The following is a 19,311-nucleotide window of genomic DNA, read 5'->3' on the forward strand; positions in this document are numbered from 1 at the left end:
TCTCATTTGTTTCATAAATTCACCCCCACTAGCTTTAATACGGTCTGTTTCCGTTGCACGTCATGCGCGCTCTGGATTCCAACAAATAACTTTCAGGGTGAAACGCTGCAGAGATTCATCATCCGGCCATGAGCGCTGCTCGCATTCCCGCAGAGACATATATCGTTTCGACAGCCAACAAATTTGCAGGTGCCGCTCTACGGCGACACATGCACCGATGATTCACGTCTGGTGCATGCCGCAGCGCATGCAGACGCAAGGAGATTAAATGCACCGACGTGACGTTCTGGCCGCGATGGCATCACTTGGCCTCACAAATGTGATTGGAAGCCGAATAGCGCAGGCTGCCGACGAACCCGCAATCCCCGCCATTGCCGGCCCCGATCTCGATACAATTCCTCCAAAATTTCGCGCACCCGCCGGAAGCGTCGATACGCATACACACATCTTTGGCCCTGCCGCGGTGTATCCGTTCTCGCCCAAGCGCCCCTACTCGCCGCCTGACGCTCCGCTTGAGATGTTTCGCAAGCTGCATGAAGCGATCGGCGTCGAACGCGCCGTCATCGTCAATGCGACCGTCCATGGGTTTGACAACCGCGTGGTGATCGACGCGATCGCGCAGAGCGGCGGCAAGTACAGGGGCGTCGCCAATGTGAACAACAGCATGTCGGAAGCCGATCTCATGGCGCTCGACAAAGGCGGCATCCGCGCCTGCCGCTTCGCCTTCCTCAAACGACTTGGCGGCGTCGGCGACATGAAGGTCTTCCGTACGTTGGTCGACCGCGTCGCTGCCATCGGCTGGCATGTGGACATTTATCTCGAAGCCGGCACAGTCCGTGAGTTCGTGCCGATCCTGAAAGCGCTCCCGGTGACCTACGTGATCGATCACATGGGGACGATCAGCGCCGCCAAGGGCCTCGACGATCCCGAATTCAAGGCACTGCTCGATCTGCAGGCCAGCGACGATAAGTGCTGGATGAAAATTACAGGTCTCGAACGCGCCTCGGCTGGCGCAGCGACATTCCATGACTCCGTGCCGTTCGCGAAGCAGTTGATCGACAATGCGCCGGACCGCGTGTTGTGGGGCACCGACTGGCCGCATCCGAATGTCAAGATCATGCCCAATGACGGCACGCTCGTGGATCTGATCCCGCTTTACGCGCCGGATCCTGCGGTTCAACGCAAACTACTGGTGACCAACCCAGAGAAGCTGTTCAAGTTCGCGCCGGTGACGTAATTGCCGCGGCCCGTCTGGCGCCGAGATCTGCAGCCCTCATGGTGAGGGGCGCGCCCTTTGCGCTCGTCTCGAACCATGGACTCGTTGACACCAACCTTGCCGCCGTCCTTCGAAACGCCGCGCAAGAGCGCGGTTCCTCAGGATGGGGCCGTCGTTTGATCGGCGAGTTGGATCCCTAGAGCAGCTCCAGCACCACATCTGCCGGCCGGCACAATCGCGTGCCCTTCGGCGTCTCGACGATGGGTCGGTTCATCAGGATCGGATGCGCGATGATCGCGTCGATCAGTGCGTCATCGCCGAACGTGGGATCAGCAAGCCCAAGCTCGCCATAGACACTTTCCTTCTCACGTAACAGCGCCCGAACGCCTCCGCCCATGGCGCCGATGAGCGCAACCAGCCGGGCGGGATCCGGCGGCATCTTGAGATAGTCGATCACCACCGGCTCGATCCCACTTTGACGGATCATCGCGAGCGTATTGCGCGATGTCCCGCAGGAGGGATTGTGGAAGATGGTGACCGTCATAACGCGCGAGGTTACTCGATCACCCGGCCAAACTTGTTCGACTTGGGCAGACCGGTCGCAAGACGGCCGGCGTCCGCACGGTTACCGCGCCAGTCCGCCAGTTCCTTCCAAGTCAGACGATGCTCGCGATCGGACGAATCCTTCCAGGTCAGGCCTTCCTTGGCTACGAAAGTGGCGACATCCGACAGGCCTGCGCTGGTGTATTTTTGGAGCCGCACGCCGCGGCCACGCGCCATTTCCGGCACCTGGTCGAGCGGGAAGATCACCATCTTGTGGTTGGTGCCTATGACAGCGACCTGATCGCTGCCTTCGCCGACCACCGTCAGCGCCCGCGCCTCGTTCGGCATCTCGACATTCAGCACCTGCTTGCCCTTGCGGGTGGTGCCGACGCAGTCGTCCTCATTGACGAGGAAGCCCTGACCGTCATGGCTGGCAATCAGGAACTTGCGGCCGCCCTTGTGCACGAACATCGAAACGATGGCGGCATCGCCCTCCATGTCGATGAACAGGCGGATCGGCTCGCCATGGCCACGACCGCCCGGCAGCTTCGACACGTCGAGCGAATAGAACCGTCCATTGGTGGCCAGCAGCATCAGCTTCGAGGTGGTCTCGGCAAAGAACGCCTTGTCAAGCTTGTCGTCGGTCTTGAACGTCAGGTTGGAGAGATCTGCGACCTGGCCCTTCAGCGTGCGGACCCAGCCCTTCTCGGAAATCACGACCGTGACGGGCTCGCGCTCGACCAGCGACTCTTCGAGGGCCGCGAGATCGTGCTCCGGCGCATCGGCGAACACCGTGCGGCGTTTGCCGAGCGGCGTCTTTGGTCCGAAGATGTCGCGCACCTTGCGGACCTGCTCGCCGACCTTGGCCCACTGCTCGGTCTCGGACTTCAGGATCGCGTTGATGCCCTTGAGCTCCGCGCGGAGCTCCTTGTCTTCTTTCCTGATCTCGAACTCTTCGAGCTTGCGCAGGCTGCGCAGCCGCATGTTCAGGATCGACTCGGCCTGCAATTCGGTGAGGCTGAATGCCTTCATCAAAGCCGGCTTGGGCTCATCCTCGGTGCGGATGATCCGGATGACTTCATCGATATTGAGATAGGCGATCAGGTAACCGCCGAGCACTTCCAGCCGATGTTCGATCTGGTTTTTGCGGAAGTTGGAGCGGCGCAGCAGCACGTCGCGCAGATGGTCGAGCCATTCGCGCAGACACTCGGCGAGGCCGAGCACCTTGGGGATGCGGCCCTTGACCAGCACGTTGAGGTTCAGCGGAATCTTGCTTTCGAGCTCAGTGAGCTTGAACAGCGACTCCATCACCAGACCGGCATCGACATTGCGCGTCTTCGGCTCGATGACGACGCGGATGTCTTCGGCGGACTCGTCGCGGATGTCACCGATCAGCGGCAGCTTCTTGTCGTTCAGGAGCTCGGCGATCTTCTCGATCAGCCGCGACTTCTGCACCAACCACGGAATCTCGGTGACGACGACATTCCAGGCGCCGCGGGCGCCCTCTTCTACATGCCACTTGGCGCGGGTGCGGAACGAGCCGCGCCCGGTCATATAGGCCTCGGCAATGCTTTCCTTGGAATCGACGATGATGCCGCCGGTCGGGAAATCCGGTCCCTTCACCCAGCGCATCAGCGATTTCGATTTGGCGTCGGGCTTGTCGATCAGATGCAGCGCGGCGTCGCAGAGTTCGGCGACATTGTGCGGCGGGATCGAGGTGGCCATGCCGACCGCGATGCCCTGCGCGCCATTGGCCAACAGGTTCGGGAAACCGCCCGGCAGCACGGCCGGCTCTTTGGTCTGGCCATCGTAATTCGGGCGCAGCTCGACCGCGTCTTCGTCGATGCCTTCGAGCAGCAGCCGCGCCACGTCGGTCATGCGTGCTTCGGTATAACGATAGGCTGCCGCGCTATCGCCGTCGATATTGCCGAAATTGCCTTGGCCGTCGACCAGCGGGTAGCGCGACGAGAAATCCTGCGCGAGGCGCACCAGCGCGTCATAGATCGACTGGTCGCCATGCGGATGGAACGAGCCCATCACGTCACCGACGATCTTGGCGGATTTCTTGAACGGCGTACCCGGATCGAGCCGCAGCAGGCGCATGCCATAGAGGATGCGGCGGTGCACCGGCTTCAAGCCGTCCCGCGCATCCGGCAGCGCCCGATGCATGATCGTTGACAGCGCATAAGCGAGATAGCGCTCCTCGAGCGCGTCCCGCAGCTGCACTTCGTGAATTTCAGCCGGCTCCGGCGGAATCAGTCTTTTTCCCATGGCGAGGGGTTAGCGCCTCCCGGCGAATCGGGCAAGAAATGAATCATGCGCCACTGATCAAGTTCCATCGATATCGGGGCGCCCTCGCCTCAGGAGAGGACGCCCACGTCATTTAGTCAGCCATTAGGCGATGGATAGATGGCGGTTCCAGGCTCAGCCTGGACGCCATCTTCCGGCGGCTATTTGGATTTCTGGATGGAGGTCACGACGATCTGACCATCGACGCGACCGGCATCGAACTTCACCTTGTCGCCCACCTTGACCGATTTCAGCATCGCCGGATCCTTCACGCGAAACACCATGGTCATGCCCTCGTCCATATCGAGGCTCTTGATCGGACCGTGCTTCAACGTGATCTTGCCCGCCGCTTCATCGATCTTCTTCACTTCTCCGCTCGCCCCGGCGTCCTGCGCGTAACCCGCGACGGAGGACAGTGAGAGCCCGACAAGCGCCACCAGCGCGACAAGTCCATTCGTCTTCATAGTGCATTCCTTTGCTTCAGATTGAGCTGTTTGCGGTGAGTTATTTCACGATGACCTTGCCGGTCATCCCCAATTCACGATGCGTCGGGATCAGGCACGAATATTCGAACGTTCCCGCCTTCGAGAACTTCCACAGGATTTCCCCGGACTTCTTGGCGGCGAGACGCAGGCCGTTGGGCTCGTCGTGCTCCATGTCGGGGTTTTTCTTCATCGCTTCGCCGTGCTTCAGATTCTCCGCCGTGGTCGCCAGCAGGAATTCATGTGCTTCAGTCCCCGCGTTACGGATCACGAAGCGAATCTGTTCGCCGCGCCTGACCTCAATGACCGCAGGCGAATAGTCCATCTCGTTCATGCTCACGACGATCTCGCGCGCCGGCTTCTTCGGATCGCCGGGTTCTCCGGCCGAATATCCTCCGTGCTTGTCGTGGGCCACAGCAGCGGCCGAGTAAGCCATCGCGGCCAGCATGACGCCGCAGCTAATGTATCTTTGAGTCTTGTTCATTTCAGTTTCCACGTTGCTCGTTGTCTGTGATGACGATGTGCAGTCCTGGCCCTACATTCCCTTCATTTTCATGCCCTTCTTCATGTCCATCGGCTTTGATCCCTGGCCTTTGGTGGTGTTGCCCTTCACACCCGTCTGTCGTGGAGCTTCGCTCTGCGGAGCCTCGATCTCATAGGCCACCGTGCCCTTCGGGAAATCGTAAGGACCGGGATCGCGGTAATCGTCGCGCGCGAGTCCGTCCCGCACCTTCATGACGCTGAACATGCCGCCCATCTCGATCGGACCAAACTGACCTGAGCCCGTCATCATCGGCAGCGTGTTGTCCGGCGCCGGCATCTCCATCTCGCCCATGGCGCCGCCGGTGGATCCCATGACCATCGCATCCGGTGCGAGCTTGCCGACTGCCTTCGCCAGATCCTTTCTGGAGACGCCGATCAGGTTTCTGACGTCGTGCCCCATCGCATTCATGGTGTGATGCGACTTGTGGCAGTGGAACGCCCAATCGCCGGGATTGTCGGCGACGAAATCGAATGCGCGGATCGCGCCCACCGGGACGTCAGTGGTGACTTCCGGCCATTGCGCGCTGTCAGGCACCCATCCGCCATCGGTACAACTGACCGCAAACTTGTGCCCATGCAGATGGATCGGATGGTTGGTCATCGTGAGATTGCCGACGCGTATCCGCACGCGATCGCCAAACCGAACCGGCAACGGATCGATGCCGGGAAAGACGCGACTGTTCCAGGCCCACATGTTGAAGTCGGTCATCTCGTTGACCTTCGGCAGATAGGTGCCGGGATCGATGAGATAGCTGCTCATGATGAAGACGAAATCGCGATCGACGGGCCGGAAACTGTTGTCGCGGGGATGCACGACCATCATCCCCATCATGCCCATCGCCATCTGGACCATCTCGTCCGAATGCGGGTGATACATGAACGTACCACTGTGCTTCATCTCGAATTCGTAGACGAAGGTCTTGCCGGGCTTGATGTGCGGCTGGCTCAGCCCGCCGACGCCATCCATGCCACTCGGCAGGATCACACCGTGCCAATGCACGGTGGTGTGCTCCGGCAGTTTGTTCGTAACGAAGATGCGAACCTTGTCGCCCTCGACGGTTTCGATCGTCGGCCCCGGCGACTGGCCGTTGTAGCCCCAGAGATAGGCCTTCATGCCGTCGGCGAATTCTCGCTCGACAGGCTCGGCGACCAGATGGAATTCCTTCCAGTCGCCATTCATACGCCACGGCAACGTCCAGCCGTTGAGCGTAACCACCGGATTGTAGTCAGGGCCGCTCGGCGGATGCAGCGGCGGCTGCATCGTTACTTTGTCCATCATGGGTGCTTCTGGAATATTCGCCGCCTGCACGCGGCCGGTCACCGCAGCAGCGCTGGCAAGTGCCGTGGCGGTGCCGAGAAAATTTCGACGGGACAACATGGCTTTCTCCATTTCAGTGCCCTCCTCCGCTCGTCGCCTGAGCGGTCGTCGCGGATTTCGTTTCAGATTGGGACTCGCCACGACCACCGCCATTGATGGCGGTCTGCAGTTCAGACTGCGCGAGCCAGAAATTGCGTTTGGCTTCGATGGCCGCGCGCAAGGCTGCGATGCGTTGGCGGGCCTCGGTCAGCAGCGCGAATACGTCGACCTGCATGCTGCTGAAGCGCAATTGCATCTCATCGGAGATGATCTTGCGCAGCGGCAACACCTCGCGCTGGTAATGACCGGCGATATCGTAGGTCGAGCGATACACCCTGAAGGCATCGCGGGCTTCGGAGCGGATATTCACCGCCTTCTCGGTCAACAGGTTGAAGGCCTGATTATAGGTCTCCGCCGCCTGTCGAACGCGCACTTCACCACCGTCAAAGATCGGAATCTGGAATTGCACGTCGAAGCCGCGCTCGCGGAACGGCGGCCCCTCCGGATCCCGCGTCTTGCGGTCGATCCCGGCGACGTCGAGCAACGTCACGAACCGGCTTGCTTCTGTCAGATTGAGCGACCGGGCGAGTGCGGCCAGTTCAATGCGCGCGATCTGCAGGTCAATACGATGTGCGATGGCATCGACTTCGATCCCCGGCAGCGACAGCGGCTGACGCGGCAGCACCGGAAGCTTCTGCGGCAGTTTGATGCCGATGTCGGCGCCCCAGAGACCGAGCAGACGGATCAGGCTCTCGCGCGAACTCGTGGCCTCCTGGCGGAGCGTCGCAAGATCGGCGGTCGTCTCCGCGTAGAATACCTGCTCGCGGGCTTGATCGAGCTTGTTCAGCGACCCGGTCTCGCCCAGCTTCTGCGCGAGTTTCGCTGTGGCTTCCGCCGTCGACTTGGCGTCCGTCAGCAGGCCGACAAGTTCGTTGACAGCGACGGCGCGGTAGTAGGCGCGTCTGACGTCAGCGGCCAGCCGCAGCGTCTCCTCCGCGGCGCGCAATTGCGCCTTCTGGAATCGCTGGCGGGCGATCTCGGAGCGGAACGGCAGTGTCGCCAGCGCGAGAATATCGCCGACGACCTGCCGCTCGATTTCCAGCGCCCCATTTCCGGAAATGCGCGAGATCGAGAATGTCGGATTGGGCGGCAGGCTGTCGCCGACCAGGTCAGTCTCAGCCAGCGCCAGTTCGTTATAGGCGGCCTGCAGGCCGCGATTGCTGAGCAACGCGATCTGGACCGCGCTGTCGACTGTCAATGGCCGCCGCAGCAGGGCTTTGACGGTCGCATCGGCACGTTGTGCGTCATCGGGCGTCCGGATCGCAATCACGTCCTTGTTGATGGTCTCGCTTGCGACGCCCGCGACGACGCCCATCCCGCGATCCGGCGAGAATGACGCGCATCCCGCCAGCAGCAGCGTAGACAGCAGCGTGATGCCCGCGGCAGGCCTTGAGCCCGATTGGAGCCCATGTGTGAACGACTTGTGAAGCTTGCTGAACATCGCGTGCTCCTACTGGCCGGATTTCGGCGCGGGAGCGACGCGGTCGTTCTGCTCGCGCCATGACGACGGGGCAACCGGCCGAAGGCTGTTGTAAGGAGCCACGGTGGAGCGATAGCCGACGCCAGCGACCCTGGCGCCGGGATCTGCCGGGTCGGCGCCAACCAACGGTGCGGTCACTGGCATGCAGCCACCGAGCGACATACTGGCAGCGGTCATCGCTGCGAGGATTCCAAATCTGATATCAAATAGCTTCCCGACCACCGAACAAACGGCAGCGAGCTTCGCCCCAAGCTGCGCAAGCATGTTATTTTCCTGAAATGACGATGGATCACAGGTGCGCGTGCCCTTAGCGGGCACGGCACCGCGTCGATACGATCAGATCAGGAAATGGGAGGGCGATAGAGCCGGGCGGGCGCACTGTCGGTGACCGCGCGATAGCCTTCGGTGACACGAAGGACCGTCGGCACCGAAGGGGTCACGATGTCAGTCAGCGGTGCCGGCAGTGCGGAAATACACATCAGGCCGCAGCATGGACCGTTCGGTGAATGCGGCACTTTGTGCGAACCGGAGGCATCGTCGATCGCCGTCAATGCGTGGTCGCCATCAGCATGTGCGGCTGCAGAGTGTGCGGCTGATGCGTGCGCGACAGAGTGATCGTGCGCGTGACCATCCCCATGCATGTGCGCCGACGCGCTGCTGTTAACATGAACCATGCCGGTCATATGGCTTTCGCCGGTCAGGCACGGCGCGACCGGGTGCTGTCCCGGCAAGGCAAAGGAGATTGTCGGCGCCAGCACGCACAACAGATAGGCCAGGGCGACGAACCACCCTGCTCTTAGTCGCTGCACTCTGGTCAGACGAACCAGCATCTGGATGCGATATCTTCCTATCAACCCGTCAACGCACGGAACATAGACGCGAATCCGGCATTCGCCAATGTCGAACTTGCCTCAGGACGATGAGATTCGCGCGAGGTGCCGCGTCACCGCGTTGATGAACCCTTCGCGGGCGTCGGAATGGCCCTGCCCGCGCGGTTCCAGCACGTTGCGGAGCAGAAAGCGGCCGGTCAGGTCGAAGCCGTCCTGCAGGTCGCGGTCGGAGATGCTGTTTTGGCCGTCTTCACTCTCGCGCAGGAATGACGGCAGCCGCATCAGCCGGTCGCGATACGGTTCACCCGCGGTCCGGGACACTGCGTTGCCAGATTTGGGTGACACGTAAATCAGGTCAGAGGTCACGCCGGTGGCGGCGCAATTCTCCAGATCGAGGCCGAAGCCGAGTTCGGTCAGCATCGCCAGCTCAAACCGGATCACATGGAGCGCGGCTTCGCCGACATCATCGAAGTCATCCAGAATGCGTTCCAGCGTCTCGTAGATGTCTTCATGCGGATCGCGCTCCGGCAGCAACCGCGCCAGCGAGGCGAGATGGGTGATGCCGTAGACCGCATGGGACGAACCCAGCAGCGTCGCGGCACGCATCAACGTGCCTTCCATCAGGTAATAGCCGAGCTGTTCGTCCAGCCGCGCCCGCCATATCGCCTGCACACTATTGCCGGGTTGCAGCAGCGGTCGCATCTTCGATCCCGCACCACCGCGCACCAGGCCGAGATGACGACCATGGCTACGCGTCAGCAATTCGACGATGGCACTGGATTCGCCATGCCGCCGCACGCCCAGGATGATGCCTTCATCGGTCCATTCCATGGGGGCAGTTTACAGGAATTCGGCAGCCGCCGCAGTAAATGCGATCAGGCCTTGAACCACGTTTTCGCGTCGCCGGTGAAGGCGCAATATAGTCCGAGCCCGGTCAGGATGCATGACACGATCTCGATCGCACTGTCGAACTGCAGTCCGTACAGGCCAAGCACCTGAAACAGCGACAATACCGAGAAGGCCAGCGACACCACCAGCACCCAGCGCGGCCAGCCTTTGCGGCGATAGGCGGCGAGCCACACGAGCCAGACGAAGAACAACAGCATGCAGGCGGCGACCAGATTCGCCGCCATGATGGTGCTCTCGGACATCGCAAGGTCAGGCGTGCGGTCCTGGAACGCGATCGACAGCGCGTCGAGGATCAGCGACATGTAGAGCAGCACTTCGAAATAGAAGACGTTCTTCGGAAGGTTGGCGGGAGCGGTCATCTTGTCGGCTGCACTTCCATCATCGCTCCTCGATCACTCGTGAGGAAATTCGAGGCCCATTTCGCGATAACGATTGGGATCGTCGCCCCAGTTCTCGCGCACCTTCACGAACAGGAATAGATGCACGGGCGCGCCCACGATCTCGGTCAGTTCCCTGCGCGAGTCCGCACCGATCTGCTTGATCGTCGCACCGCCCTTGCCGAGCACGATCTTGCGCTGGCTTTCGCGCTCGACGAAAATCGTCTGCTCGATCCGCACCGACTTGTCCTTGCGCTCGGTCCAGCTATCGGTCTCCACCGTCGACTGGTACGGCAGTTCCTGATGCAACTGACGAAAGATCTTCTCGCGGGTGATTTCCGCCGCGAGATGCCGCATCGGCGCATCCGACATCTGGTCTTCGGGATAATGATACGGGCCGGCGGGAACGTCGGCTGCGAGCCTGCGGCGCAGGTCGTCGACACCGTCACCGGTCATCGCCGAGATCATGAACGTCTCTTCGAACTTCAGCCGCTCATTGGCCATCTGCGCCAGCTTCAGCAGCTTTTCCTTGGAGACGATATCGACCTTGTTGATCACGAGGATCTTCGGGTGATTGACGCTCGCAAGCTGCGCGAAGATCGCCTCGGCTTCCTCGTTGATGCCCGCTTTGGCATCGAGCAGCACGCAAACGACGTCGGCATCATGCGCACCGCTCCATGCCGTCTTGACCATCGCCCGGTCGAGGCGCCGCTTCGGCAGGAAGATGCCGGGCGTATCGACCAGAATGATCTGGGCGTGGTTCTCGATCACAATGCCGCGGATCAGTGCGCGGGTGGTCTGCACCTTGCGCGAGACGATAGTGACTTTGGAGCCGACCAGCGCATTGACCAGCGTCGACTTGCCGACATTGGGCGCGCCGATCAGCGCAACGAAGCCGCAGCGGGTCTCGGTAGGTGTCCCTTCGGACTCATGGTCTGGTTCAGCATCGTTCACGACATCATCCTTCATTGCCGCCACTGCTGACGCCTTCACGCGCAATCATTGCCTGCGCCGCGGCTTTCTCGGCGGCGCGCTTGCTGCCGCCCTCGCCCTCGGCAGGCGCAAAACCCTTCACATCCACCTCGATCTTGAAATGCGGATCGTGATGCGGACCGGATCGTTCGACCTCCCGATAGGCCGGTGTCGGCAAGCCGCGGCCCTGGGCCCACTCCTGCAGCACCGTCTTGGGATCGCGCAGCGGACGCACCGGCTTGCGCATGCGCTCGGTCCAGTTGCGCTGCACGAAGCTTTCCGCAGCCGGATAGCCGCCATCGAGGAAGATCGCGCCGATCACGGCTTCGCAGATATCGCCGAGCACGGACTTCCGCAGCCGCTGACCGGCACCCGCGCCCACTGTGCCAAGCTTGATCCCCTCGAGAAGGCCAAGCAACCGTGCCACGTCGGCACAGGCTTCCTTGCGCACGAGGTCGGCGAGCCGCTTCGACAACTCGCCTTCATCCGCATTCGGGAAAGCGCGAAACAACATGTCGGACACCACGAGGCCGAGCACATGATCGCCCAGAAACTCGAGACGCTGGTAGCTCTCGGTCCGGCTGCGCTGCGACTTCAGGGCCGACACATGGGTGAAGGCTGTCGCCAGCAGCAGAGGATCCTTGAAGCTGTGGCCGATCCGCGTTTCGATCTCGGCTGCGGCGACCTTTGCCGCTGCGCGTGCCTTCTTCTTGCGGGCAGCAGCCGTCTCCGGCGTAGCCTCGATCGTCGAGCTAACTTCGTCGGTTTTCGGCGCGGTCTCGATGGGATTGTTGGAGTCGTCGGTCATCGCACGATAGAGAAAATTCGATTCCAGCGCACAGCGGTCGGCCAGCGCCAGATCTGCCAAGCGTGTTCGCCTTCGGCGATCGAGAAGAAGATCATCTGCGCGCGACCGACGAGATTCTCGAACGGCACATAGCCGACGGCCGACAGCACGCGGCTGTCCGTCGAATTGTCGCGGTTGTCGCCCATCATGAAGAAATTGCCAGGCGGCACGGTGTAGACATTGGTGTTGTCGTAGAAACCGTTGTCGACGCAATCGAGCGTCTCATAGGTGACGTTATTGGGCAGCGTTTCCTTCCAGCGCTTGACGCGCGCCGTTGCGTCGGAACCGCACGGATCTTCGCCGACGAAGTCGCTCATACGCTCGCGCTGCACCGGCTTCTCGTTGATGTAGAGCAGCCCCTCTTTCATCTGGACGCGGTCACCGGGCAGACCGATCACGCGCTTGATGTAGTCGGTGGAGTCGTCCTTCGGCAAACGGAACACCACGACGTCACCGCGCGACGGCTCGGAACCGAAGACGCGGCCGGAGAAGATATTCGGCGACAGCGGGATCGAATAGTGGCTGTAGCCGTAGGAATATTTCGAGACGAACAGGTAATCGCCGACCAGAAGCGTGGCCTTCATCGAGCCCGACGGGATATTGAAGGGCTGGAACAGGAAGGTCCGGATCACCAGCGCGATCAGCAGTGCGTTGATGACAACACGGATGGTCTCGCCGACGCCGCTTTCAGTCTTGGTCCCGGATGTCACACTCATCGCTTTCCCGATTCCCGCAGCGTCGCCGCGCGGCTGGTAGCGCATTTTGGGGCAAGGCGGCGTCGCGCCTCGCACGAAAAATGCATTAGATTCATATAATTACGGCAAAGTCCTGCAAATGCCATGAGCGGCGTCAGCGAGAATTGGCGTCGGTTCGGTGTCCTCGCAGGTTTAAACGGTTGTTGGTAACGGTGCAATGAACCGCCCCGAAAAGCCGCTATTTCCCGCCAGTTTGACGTGCCGGCTTGTGATCGCACCGCTTCAGGTGCGGCTCCCAGCCAGCCCTCAGGGCTTGGGCGACGGGACGGCCGAAATTATGACGAAAGCCTGCGCCAGGGGCCAATCGTCCGTGATCGACAGATCGATCTGGGCCTCGTGGCCGGGGGGTATCAGGGCCTGCAGGCGTTCCAGCGCGCCGCCGGTAAGCTTCATGGAGGGCTTCCCCCCGGGTAAGTTGACGACGCCCATATCCCGCCACCAGACCCCCTGACGGATGCCGGTGCCCAGCGCCTTGGACATGGCCTCCTTGGCAGCGAAACGCTTGGCATATGTCGCCACCACCATCCTCTCGCTCTTCGCGCGGCGCTGCGCCCTCGCCCGCTCGGCCTCGGTGAAGATACGATCGAGGAAGCGGTCGCCATGGCGTTCGATCACCTTGGCGACGCGCGTAATGTCGATCAGATCGGAACCGATGCCGATGATCATGAGGCGCTCTTGGACTGCATCCGCCCGCGATCCATCGCCGCGCGCATCAGACGCACCGTATCGGACAGGCCGATGAACAGTGCCTCGCCGATCATATAGTAGCCGATGTTCAGCTCCATGATTTCGGGCAGCGCCGAGATCGTCTCGGCGGTCGCATAGTCGAGGCCATGGCCGGCATGCACTTCCAGGCCTGCGGATTTCGCCAGCCTCGCGCCGGCGGCAATGCGCTGCCATTCATGAGCGGCCTTCGCGGTATCGCCATCGGTGATCGCGTCGCACCAGGCGCCCGTGTGGAGTTCGATCACGGGGGCCTTTAGTTTAGCGGCCATTTCGATCTGCTTGGGATCTGCCGCTATGAACAGCGACACCCGTATGCCGGCTTCAGTGAAGCGCGCGATCGACGGCTCCAGCGATTCACGCTGGCCGACCACGTCGAGGCCGCCCTCGGTCGTCAATTCTTCGCGCCGCTCCGGCACCAGACAGACGGCATGAGGCTTCACCGCCAGCGCGATCCGCACCATGTCAGGCGTCGCCGCCATTTCGAAATTCAGCGGCTTGGAGATCTCCGCCTTCAGTCGTTCCATATCGGCGTCACGGATGTGGCGACGATCCTCCCGCAGATGCGCGGTGATGCCGTCGGCACCGGCCGAAATGGCTTCCAGCGCAGCACGAACGGGATCCGGGTGCTTGCCGCCCCGCGCGTTGCGCAGGGTCGCGACGTGATCGATGTTGACGCCGAGGCGCAGCGAGGATGAGGACATGACGGAATTCCAGAAAACCTTAAGGGAAGACGCTACCCATTGACCCGTTCGACCTTGGCGACAACGGCCTTGGCGCGCAACTGATTGATGATCGCGCTGAGATGTTTGAGGTCGTAGACACCGAGATCGATGGTCTGTTCGGTGAAATCGGGCGAGCGTCGATGCATGCTGATATTGTCGATATTGCCGTCATGGTCGGCGATCACCTGAGCGATCTGCGCCAAACTGCCGGGCTCGTTGACATTCTGCAGGAACAGCCGCGCCGGAAAACGCTGCGGCGAGGATTCATCGATATCCCAGCGCACGTCGACCCAGCGCTCCGGCTCTTCCTCAAAATCCTTCAGCGCCGGTGACTGGATCGGATAGATCGTGATGCCCTCGCCCGGCGTAACGATGCCGACGATGCGGTCGCCCGGCACGGCGCCACCGTTCGGAGCGAATTTAATTGGCAGATCGGAATCGACGCCACCGATCGAGATGATCGAGGTGAAGCGTGCCGCGCCATCCGGCGTTCTGACCTTGTCCGCCGTCGACTTCTTGTTGTTGGCCGAAAAGCGGCCGATGCGCTCTTCCTTGTAGTCGGGATACATCGCACGCGCGACGTCCGCGGCGCGCAATTCGCCGCGGCCGACCGAGGCCATCACATCGTCGATAGACGTGCGCGCCAGACGCGGCAGCGCGCCCTTCAACTGGTCGTCCGAATATTCCATCTTGGCGCGCACGAACAGGCGCTCGACGATCCGGCGGCCAAGGCTGGCATATTGATCACGGACCGCTGTTCGCGTCGCACGGCGAATGGCAGCGCGCGCTTTGCCAGTGACCGCCAGGCCTTCCCATGCGGATGGCGGCGCCTGCTGTGCGGCCGAAGTCAGCACTTCGACTTCGTCGCCATTTTGCAGCTCGGACGACAGCGGCGCGAATTTGCCGTTGATCTTGCAACCCACCGCACTGTTGCCGACGTCGGTATGCACGGCATAGGCGAAATCGACCACATTGGCATTGCGCGGCAGCGCGATCAGCTTGCCCTTCGGGGTGAAGCAGAACACCTGGTCGTGGAACAGTTCGAGCTTGGTGTGCTCCAGGAATTCTTCCGGATTGGTACTCTCCGAGAGAATGCCAATGGTATGGCGCAGCCATGAAAACGCATTCGACTCGCGCTTGAGCATTTCGGTCGGCGAACCGATGCCATCCTTGTAGAACGCATGCGCGGCGATGCCGTATTCGGCGATGCTGTTCATGTCCTCGGTGCGGATCTGCAGTTCGACGCGCTGGTTGCCGGGGCCGATCACCGTGGTGTGGATCGAGCGATAATCGTTCTGCTTCGGCGTCGAGATGTAATCCTTGAAGCGGCCCGGCACGACGGGCCAGGTGGTGTGCACGACCCCGAGTGCGCGGTAGCACGCCTCCATGTCCTGCAGCACGACGCGGAAGCCGTAAATGTCCGACAGCTGTTCGAAGCCGACCGACTTGCGCTTCATCTTGGTCCAGATCGAAAACGGCTTCTTGCGTCGGCCGGTGACCCGCGCCGCGATGCCGTTCTTCTCCAGCTTCGTGGAGAGATGGCTCTCGATCATGTCGATGAGGTTGCGATTGCGTTCGGTCAGCGAGTCCAGGCGCTGCATCACCACCAGATAGGCGTCGGGATCGAGCACCTTGAACGACAGTTCCTCAAGCTCCTCGCGCATCGCCTGCATACCCATGCGGCCGGCGAGCGGCGCATAGATGTCGAGGGTCTCCTCGGCGATGCGGCGGCGCGAGGCCGGCGGCATGAACTCCATCGTCCGCATATTGTGCAGACGGTCGGCAAGCTTGATCAGCAGGACCCGGACGTCGTCGGCGATCGCCAGCAGCAGCTTGCGCAGGTTCTCGGCCTGTTTGGCTTCGCGCGACACCAGTTCGAGCCGCTTCAGCTTGGTCAGGCCCTCGACCAGCGCGCCGATTTCGGCGCCGAACAGCTTGTCGATTTCGGTCCGGGTCGCCTCGGTGTCCTCGATCGTGTCGTGCAGCAGCGCCGCCACGATGGTGGCGTCGTCGAGCTTCAGGTCGGTGAGGATCGCCGCCACTTCCAGCGGATGGGAGAAATACGGATCGCCGGAGGCCCGTGTCTGCTCGCCATGGGCGACCATGGCATAGACATAGGCGCGGTTGAGCAGATCCTCATCGGTGTTCGGGTTATAGGCCCGGACGCGGTCCACCAGATCGTATTGCCGCATCATCCGGACACGGGACGTCCGCGGCACCTTGGCCGGAATTGGCGTCTCTGCAGACAGCGTTTCAGGCGAAACTGGCGAGACCGCGGCGACCGTGTCGTTCGCAGCCTGCATCTGCCGTTTATTACGGCGCGAAGTCGCCATCCTAGCCTCGTTCGATCCGGTCAGCAGCGACCTGGATTCTTCGTCTCAAGTTTGCCCCGAAACGGACTGCAAAAGCAAAGGCCCGGACGCATGTCCGGGCCTTTGTGATGACTGATAATCAAAACGGCTAAGCAAAAGACCGTGTGTATCGCTTTACTCGTCTTCTTCGGGCTGCTCTTCCGGCGGAGCGAGGCCTTCGAGACCCTTGAGGAGCTCTTCTTCGGTCATACGCTCGACGGCCACTTCGGTATCGTCGGCATCGACGCTGGCGCCGGCGGAACCGATCAGCGGAATCGTATCCGGCTCCGGCTCGTCGACTTCCACGAACTTCTGCAGCGAATGGACCAGTTCCTCACGGAGATCTTCCGGGGAAATGGTCTGATCAGCGATTTCGCGCAGCGAAACAACCGGATTCTTGTCGTTGTCGCGATCAATCGTAAGTTGTGAACCGGACGAAATCATTCGTGCCCGGTGTGCTGCCAGCAACACCAGGTCGAACCGGTTGTCGACCTTATCGATGCAATCTTCGACGGTTACGCGCGCCATAAAATGTCGCTCCGTTTGTTGTGGGACCGAATATGATGATTAAGTGCTGTGCGTATAGGGACTTTGCGGCATTCGCAAGGACCAATTTGGAATTGCGTCCTTCTTGGCTTGGTTTTCTGCCGCACTATGGTACCCTCAAAAAGACCGCAGAAGCGGTGGCACCATCTGGCCAGAAGCGGATATCTCGACACCAAAAGGCTTCATTGCAAGGGAAGATGGATCGGCATATTCGGGCAGTTCCAGACCAGCTGATTGCGTGGCGTCAATAAGGCCGATCCGACGAAGAGCGGACGACAAATGTGATTCAAATGCGCAACGACGAAGTCGCGCCAAAAACGCTAACAACAACAAACCACATGAGAAAACTTGATGTCCCTCACATCTAACAAGATCGCACTCTTCATCGACGGCGCCAACCTGTACGCCACCGCCAAGACCCTCGGCTTCGACATCGACTACAAGCGCCTCCTCAAGGAATTTCAGAGCCGCGGGACCCTCGTCCGGGCCTTCTATTACACCGCCATTATCGAGGATCAGGAATACTCGTCGATTCGCCCGCTGATCGATTGGCTCGATTACAACGGGTATACGGTGGTAACCAAGGCCACCAAGGAATTCATCGATGCGTCCGGCCGACGCAAGGTGAAGGGGAATATGGACATCGAGCTCGCCGTCGATGCCATGGAACTGGCCGAACATGTCGACCAGATCGTGCTGTTCTCGGGCGATGGCGACTTCCGCTCCCTGGTCGAAGCCGTGCAGCGTCGCGGTGTCCGCGTCACCGTGGTGTCCACCATCTCGAGCCAGCCCCCCATGATCGCCGACGAGTTGCGTCGGCAGGCAGACGTGTTTACCGATCTCATGGAGCTGCAGAGCAAGCTCGGCCGCGATCCGGCAGAGCGCCCTGCTCCGCGCGAACCGCGTCACCAGACGCCGCAATTCCTGCAGCGCGCGACCACCATGGCGCCCCGAGGCGATGAAGATTTCGAAGACTAAGACGCAACTCAGCAGACAACAGCCGGCGGTGGTCGCATCCACGATTTCCGCCGGTACTCCCACCGACCCCGGGCGCGATTGTCCTCTTTGCCCACGTCTCGTCGACTACCGTATGGCGGTGCGCGAGAAGGATCCAGGCGGCTACAACGGCCCCGTGCCGTCCTTCGGCACCTCGGATGCAGCGCTGCTGATCGTGGGCCTCGCACCGGGCGTGCAGGGCGCCAATCGTACCGGGCGTCCCTTTACTGGCGACTATGCCGGCGACCTGCTCTACGAGACTTTGCTGGATTTCGGCTTTGCCTCCGGCACCTATGAAGCACGTCCTGATGACGGGCTGACGCTACAGGATTGCCGGATCACCAATGCCGTGCGCTGCGTGCCACCACAGAACAAGCCGCTGCCCGTCGAGATCACCACCTGCCGGCCGTTTCTGATTGCCACGATGGACACCATGCCGCGATTGCGCGCTATCGTGCTGCTGGGCCGCGTCGCCCATGACACGATGCTGAGGACGCTCGGCATTCGCGCCGTGACAGCGCCTTTTGCGCACGGTGCCGTTCACGATGTCGGCCGCTTCAAGCTTTACGACAGCTATCACTGCTCGCGCTACAACACGAACACGCGCGTGCTGACGCCGGAGATGTTTCGTGCGGTGTTTGCGCGGGTGAAGGCGGATCTGAGTGATGCCTAACCTGTAGCCCGGACGAGCGAAGCGCTATCCGGGCTACGACCGCGACAACGCGATCAAACCGGGTTCGCCTTCATCCATTCCAGCACATCGCCCGCGTTCCGGTCCGGTGGAAACACCGGATAGAACACATGGGTGATCTTGCCGTCGTCGATGATCATGGCCATGCGCTTGATCATCGTGAGATCGGCAACCTCCATGGTCGGCAGGCTGAGTGCGTCACTCAGCTCAAGGTGCTTGTCGGACAACACCGGAAACGGCAGATGCAGCCGTCCGGCCATTTCGGTCTGATATTCGTTGCTCTGCGTCGACAGGCCAAACACATGCTTGGCGCCGGCGGCCTTCAGCTCCGCGAACAGATCCCGGAACGAACAGGTTTGCGGTGTGCAGCCACGCGCGCCCGGGATCATGTCCCAGTCATCGACCAGCCCGATTTTGCCGGGCTCGCCTGTGCGCGGATAGCCAAACACCACGGTGCGGCCGGTGAGTTCGGACAGCGTAACCGCTGTATCGTTCGTGGCGCGCAGGCTGACCGGTGGGATGGTCATGCCGGTCAGATGATTGGCGGCGCCGTCGTCTTCCGGCGCCGGAATCTTGCTCCAGTCGACTTCGAGCAGGTTGCCTTGCGTCATCTCATCCT

The 19,311-nt window shown here is 61.3% G+C and carries 21 protein-coding genes; 3 read left to right on the top strand and 18 right to left on the bottom strand.

Annotation, left to right across the window (positions count from 1 at the left end; all coding sequences use genetic code 11):
• The first annotated feature begins 268 nt into the window (after positions 1-268).
• Positions 269-1,237, top strand: a complete 969-nt coding sequence (locus tag AB8A50_RS09175; protein WP_439077476.1) for an amidohydrolase family protein — start codon at positions 269-271, stop codon at positions 1,235-1,237.
• A 175-nt stretch (positions 1,238-1,412) separates the two neighbouring features.
• Here AB8A50_RS09175 and arsC read toward each other — a convergent pair whose 3' ends face one another.
• The 17 genes from arsC to rpoZ form a co-directional block, all read right to left on the bottom strand.
• On the bottom strand, positions 1,413-1,760 hold the full coding sequence (gene arsC / locus AB8A50_RS09180) for an arsenate reductase (glutaredoxin) (protein WP_439077477.1): 348 nt from the start codon (positions 1,758-1,760) through the stop codon (positions 1,413-1,415).
• A gap of 11 nt (positions 1,761-1,771) precedes the next feature.
• Positions 1,772-4,030, bottom strand: a complete 2,259-nt coding sequence (gene parC, locus AB8A50_RS09185; protein ID WP_120292122.1) for a DNA topoisomerase IV subunit A — start codon at positions 4,028-4,030, stop codon at positions 1,772-1,774.
• 179 nt (positions 4,031-4,209) lie between these two features.
• A complete protein-coding gene (locus AB8A50_RS09190; RefSeq protein ID WP_439077478.1) occupies positions 4,210-4,512 on the bottom strand; it encodes a copper-binding protein in 303 nt (100 codons plus the stop codon).
• Between the two features lie 40 nt (positions 4,513-4,552).
• The gene (locus tag AB8A50_RS09195) at positions 4,553-5,014 is read right to left on the bottom strand and encodes a cupredoxin domain-containing protein (protein ID WP_286144253.1); all 462 of its coding nucleotides are present in this window, start codon (positions 5,012-5,014) and stop codon (positions 4,553-4,555) included.
• 51 nt (positions 5,015-5,065) lie between these two features.
• Positions 5,066-6,451 carry a multicopper oxidase family protein gene (locus AB8A50_RS09200; protein WP_439077479.1) on the bottom strand — a complete coding sequence of 462 codons (1,386 nt, stop codon included), beginning with the start codon at positions 6,449-6,451 and terminating at the stop codon, positions 5,066-5,068.
• A gap of 13 nt (positions 6,452-6,464) precedes the next feature.
• The gene (locus tag AB8A50_RS09205) at positions 6,465-7,931 is read right to left on the bottom strand and encodes a TolC family protein (protein WP_439077480.1); all 1,467 of its coding nucleotides are present in this window, start codon (positions 7,929-7,931) and stop codon (positions 6,465-6,467) included.
• 9 nt (positions 7,932-7,940) lie between these two features.
• Positions 7,941-8,234: a hypothetical protein gene (locus AB8A50_RS09210; RefSeq protein ID WP_439077481.1), complete on the bottom strand. Its 294-nt coding sequence runs from the start codon at positions 8,232-8,234 to the stop codon at positions 7,941-7,943.
• A gap of 77 nt (positions 8,235-8,311) precedes the next feature.
• Complete coding sequence (locus tag AB8A50_RS09215) at positions 8,312-8,800, bottom strand: hypothetical protein (RefSeq protein WP_439077482.1); 489 nt, start codon at positions 8,798-8,800, stop codon at positions 8,312-8,314.
• A gap of 81 nt (positions 8,801-8,881) precedes the next feature.
• On the bottom strand, positions 8,882-9,631 hold the full coding sequence (gene recO, locus AB8A50_RS09220) for a DNA repair protein RecO (RefSeq protein ID WP_089263820.1): 750 nt from the start codon (positions 9,629-9,631) through the stop codon (positions 8,882-8,884).
• A gap of 44 nt (positions 9,632-9,675) precedes the next feature.
• Positions 9,676-10,068, bottom strand: coding sequence for a hypothetical protein (locus AB8A50_RS09225; protein ID WP_089263819.1), 393 nt, complete (start codon positions 10,066-10,068; stop codon positions 9,676-9,678).
• A 33-nt stretch (positions 10,069-10,101) separates the two neighbouring features.
• Positions 10,102-11,055, bottom strand: a complete 954-nt coding sequence (era, locus tag AB8A50_RS09230; RefSeq protein ID WP_439077483.1) for a GTPase Era — start codon at positions 11,053-11,055, stop codon at positions 10,102-10,104.
• Positions 11,045-11,866, bottom strand: coding sequence for a ribonuclease III (gene rnc / locus AB8A50_RS09235; protein ID WP_439079947.1), 822 nt, complete (start codon positions 11,864-11,866; stop codon positions 11,045-11,047). The genes era and rnc overlap by 11 nt, the downstream gene beginning before the upstream one ends.
• A complete protein-coding gene (lepB, locus tag AB8A50_RS09240; RefSeq protein ID WP_089264616.1) occupies positions 11,863-12,621 on the bottom strand; it encodes a signal peptidase I in 759 nt (252 codons plus the stop codon). Before lepB ends, rnc begins: the two co-directional genes overlap by 4 nt.
• 285 nt (positions 12,622-12,906) lie before the next feature.
• Entirely contained in the window at positions 12,907-13,326 is a 420-nt protein-coding gene (gene acpS / locus AB8A50_RS09245) for a holo-ACP synthase (RefSeq protein ID WP_093761400.1), read from the bottom strand.
• A complete protein-coding gene (locus tag AB8A50_RS09250; protein ID WP_439064145.1) occupies positions 13,323-14,087 on the bottom strand; it encodes a pyridoxine 5'-phosphate synthase in 765 nt (254 codons plus the stop codon). The genes acpS and AB8A50_RS09250 overlap by 4 nt, the downstream gene beginning before the upstream one ends.
• A gap of 32 nt (positions 14,088-14,119) precedes the next feature.
• Positions 14,120-16,441, bottom strand: a complete 2,322-nt coding sequence (locus tag AB8A50_RS09255; protein WP_439058719.1) for a RelA/SpoT family protein — start codon at positions 16,439-16,441, stop codon at positions 14,120-14,122.
• Positions 16,442-16,594: 153 nt separating this feature from the next.
• Positions 16,595-16,987, bottom strand: coding sequence for a DNA-directed RNA polymerase subunit omega (gene rpoZ / locus AB8A50_RS09260; RefSeq protein ID WP_068732476.1), 393 nt, complete (start codon positions 16,985-16,987; stop codon positions 16,595-16,597).
• 369 nt (positions 16,988-17,356) lie between these two features.
• On the opposite strand from rpoZ, the gene AB8A50_RS09265 reads away from it, so the two are divergent.
• Together AB8A50_RS09265 and AB8A50_RS09270 are read left to right on the top strand one after the other, a co-directional pair.
• Positions 17,357-17,983 (top strand): LabA-like NYN domain-containing protein, encoded by a 627-nt coding sequence (locus AB8A50_RS09265; RefSeq protein WP_068732474.1) that lies wholly within the window; start codon positions 17,357-17,359, stop codon positions 17,981-17,983.
• Positions 17,964-18,674, top strand: coding sequence for a uracil-DNA glycosylase (locus AB8A50_RS09270; RefSeq protein ID WP_439077484.1), 711 nt, complete (start codon positions 17,964-17,966; stop codon positions 18,672-18,674). The genes AB8A50_RS09265 and AB8A50_RS09270 overlap by 20 nt, the downstream gene beginning before the upstream one ends.
• A gap of 53 nt (positions 18,675-18,727) precedes the next feature.
• Here AB8A50_RS09270 and AB8A50_RS09275 read toward each other — a convergent pair whose 3' ends face one another.
• Positions 18,728-19,303: a peroxiredoxin gene (locus AB8A50_RS09275; RefSeq protein WP_120292103.1), complete on the bottom strand. Its 576-nt coding sequence runs from the start codon at positions 19,301-19,303 to the stop codon at positions 18,728-18,730.
• Positions 19,304-19,311: the final 8 nt, after the last annotated feature.

It is taken from the genome of Tardiphaga sp. 841_E9_N1_2 (assembly GCF_051811065.1).
In the GTDB taxonomy this organism is placed as follows: domain Bacteria; phylum Pseudomonadota; class Alphaproteobacteria; order Rhizobiales; family Xanthobacteraceae; genus Tardiphaga; species Tardiphaga robiniae.

Excerpts from the sequence above, each read along its gene's own strand:
- AB8A50_RS09175 (WP_439077476.1), top strand. The coding sequence starts at position 269 with ATGCACCGACGTGACGTTCTGGCCGCGATGGCATCACTTGGCCTCACA.
- arsC (WP_439077477.1), bottom strand. The coding sequence starts at position 1,760 with ATGACGGTCACCATCTTCCACAATCCCTCCTGCGGGACATCGCGCAAT.
- parC (WP_120292122.1), bottom strand. The coding sequence starts at position 4,030 with ATGGGAAAAAGACTGATTCCGCCGGAGCCGGCTGAAATTCACGAAGTG.
- AB8A50_RS09190 (WP_439077478.1), bottom strand. The coding sequence starts at position 4,512 with ATGAAGACGAATGGACTTGTCGCGCTGGTGGCGCTTGTCGGGCTCTCA.
- AB8A50_RS09195 (WP_286144253.1), bottom strand. The coding sequence starts at position 5,014 with ATGAACAAGACTCAAAGATACATTAGCTGCGGCGTCATGCTGGCCGCG.
- AB8A50_RS09200 (WP_439077479.1), bottom strand. The coding sequence starts at position 6,451 with ATGTTGTCCCGTCGAAATTTTCTCGGCACCGCCACGGCACTTGCCAGC.
- AB8A50_RS09205 (WP_439077480.1), bottom strand. The coding sequence starts at position 7,931 with ATGTTCAGCAAGCTTCACAAGTCGTTCACACATGGGCTCCAATCGGGC.
- AB8A50_RS09210 (WP_439077481.1), bottom strand. The coding sequence starts at position 8,234 with ATGCTTGCGCAGCTTGGGGCGAAGCTCGCTGCCGTTTGTTCGGTGGTC.
- AB8A50_RS09215 (WP_439077482.1), bottom strand. The coding sequence starts at position 8,800 with ATGCTGGTTCGTCTGACCAGAGTGCAGCGACTAAGAGCAGGGTGGTTC.
- recO (WP_089263820.1), bottom strand. The coding sequence starts at position 9,631 with ATGGAATGGACCGATGAAGGCATCATCCTGGGCGTGCGGCGGCATGGC.
- AB8A50_RS09225 (WP_089263819.1), bottom strand. The coding sequence starts at position 10,068 with ATGACCGCTCCCGCCAACCTTCCGAAGAACGTCTTCTATTTCGAAGTG.
- era (WP_439077483.1), bottom strand. The coding sequence starts at position 11,055 with ATGAAGGATGATGTCGTGAACGATGCTGAACCAGACCATGAGTCCGAA.
- rnc (WP_439079947.1), bottom strand. The coding sequence starts at position 11,866 with ATGACCGACGACTCCAACAATCCCATCGAGACCGCGCCGAAAACCGAC.
- lepB (WP_089264616.1), bottom strand. The coding sequence starts at position 12,621 with ATGAGTGTGACATCCGGGACCAAGACTGAAAGCGGCGTCGGCGAGACC.
- acpS (WP_093761400.1), bottom strand. The coding sequence starts at position 13,326 with ATGATCATCGGCATCGGTTCCGATCTGATCGACATTACGCGCGTCGCC.
- AB8A50_RS09250 (WP_439064145.1), bottom strand. The coding sequence starts at position 14,087 with ATGTCCTCATCCTCGCTGCGCCTCGGCGTCAACATCGATCACGTCGCG.
- AB8A50_RS09255 (WP_439058719.1), bottom strand. The coding sequence starts at position 16,441 with ATGGCGACTTCGCGCCGTAATAAACGGCAGATGCAGGCTGCGAACGAC.
- rpoZ (WP_068732476.1), bottom strand. The coding sequence starts at position 16,987 with ATGGCGCGCGTAACCGTCGAAGATTGCATCGATAAGGTCGACAACCGG.
- AB8A50_RS09265 (WP_068732474.1), top strand. The coding sequence starts at position 17,357 with ATGTCCCTCACATCTAACAAGATCGCACTCTTCATCGACGGCGCCAAC.
- AB8A50_RS09270 (WP_439077484.1), top strand. The coding sequence starts at position 17,964 with ATGAAGATTTCGAAGACTAAGACGCAACTCAGCAGACAACAGCCGGCG.
- AB8A50_RS09275 (WP_120292103.1), bottom strand. The coding sequence starts at position 19,303 with ATGACGCAAGGCAACCTGCTCGAAGTCGACTGGAGCAAGATTCCGGCG.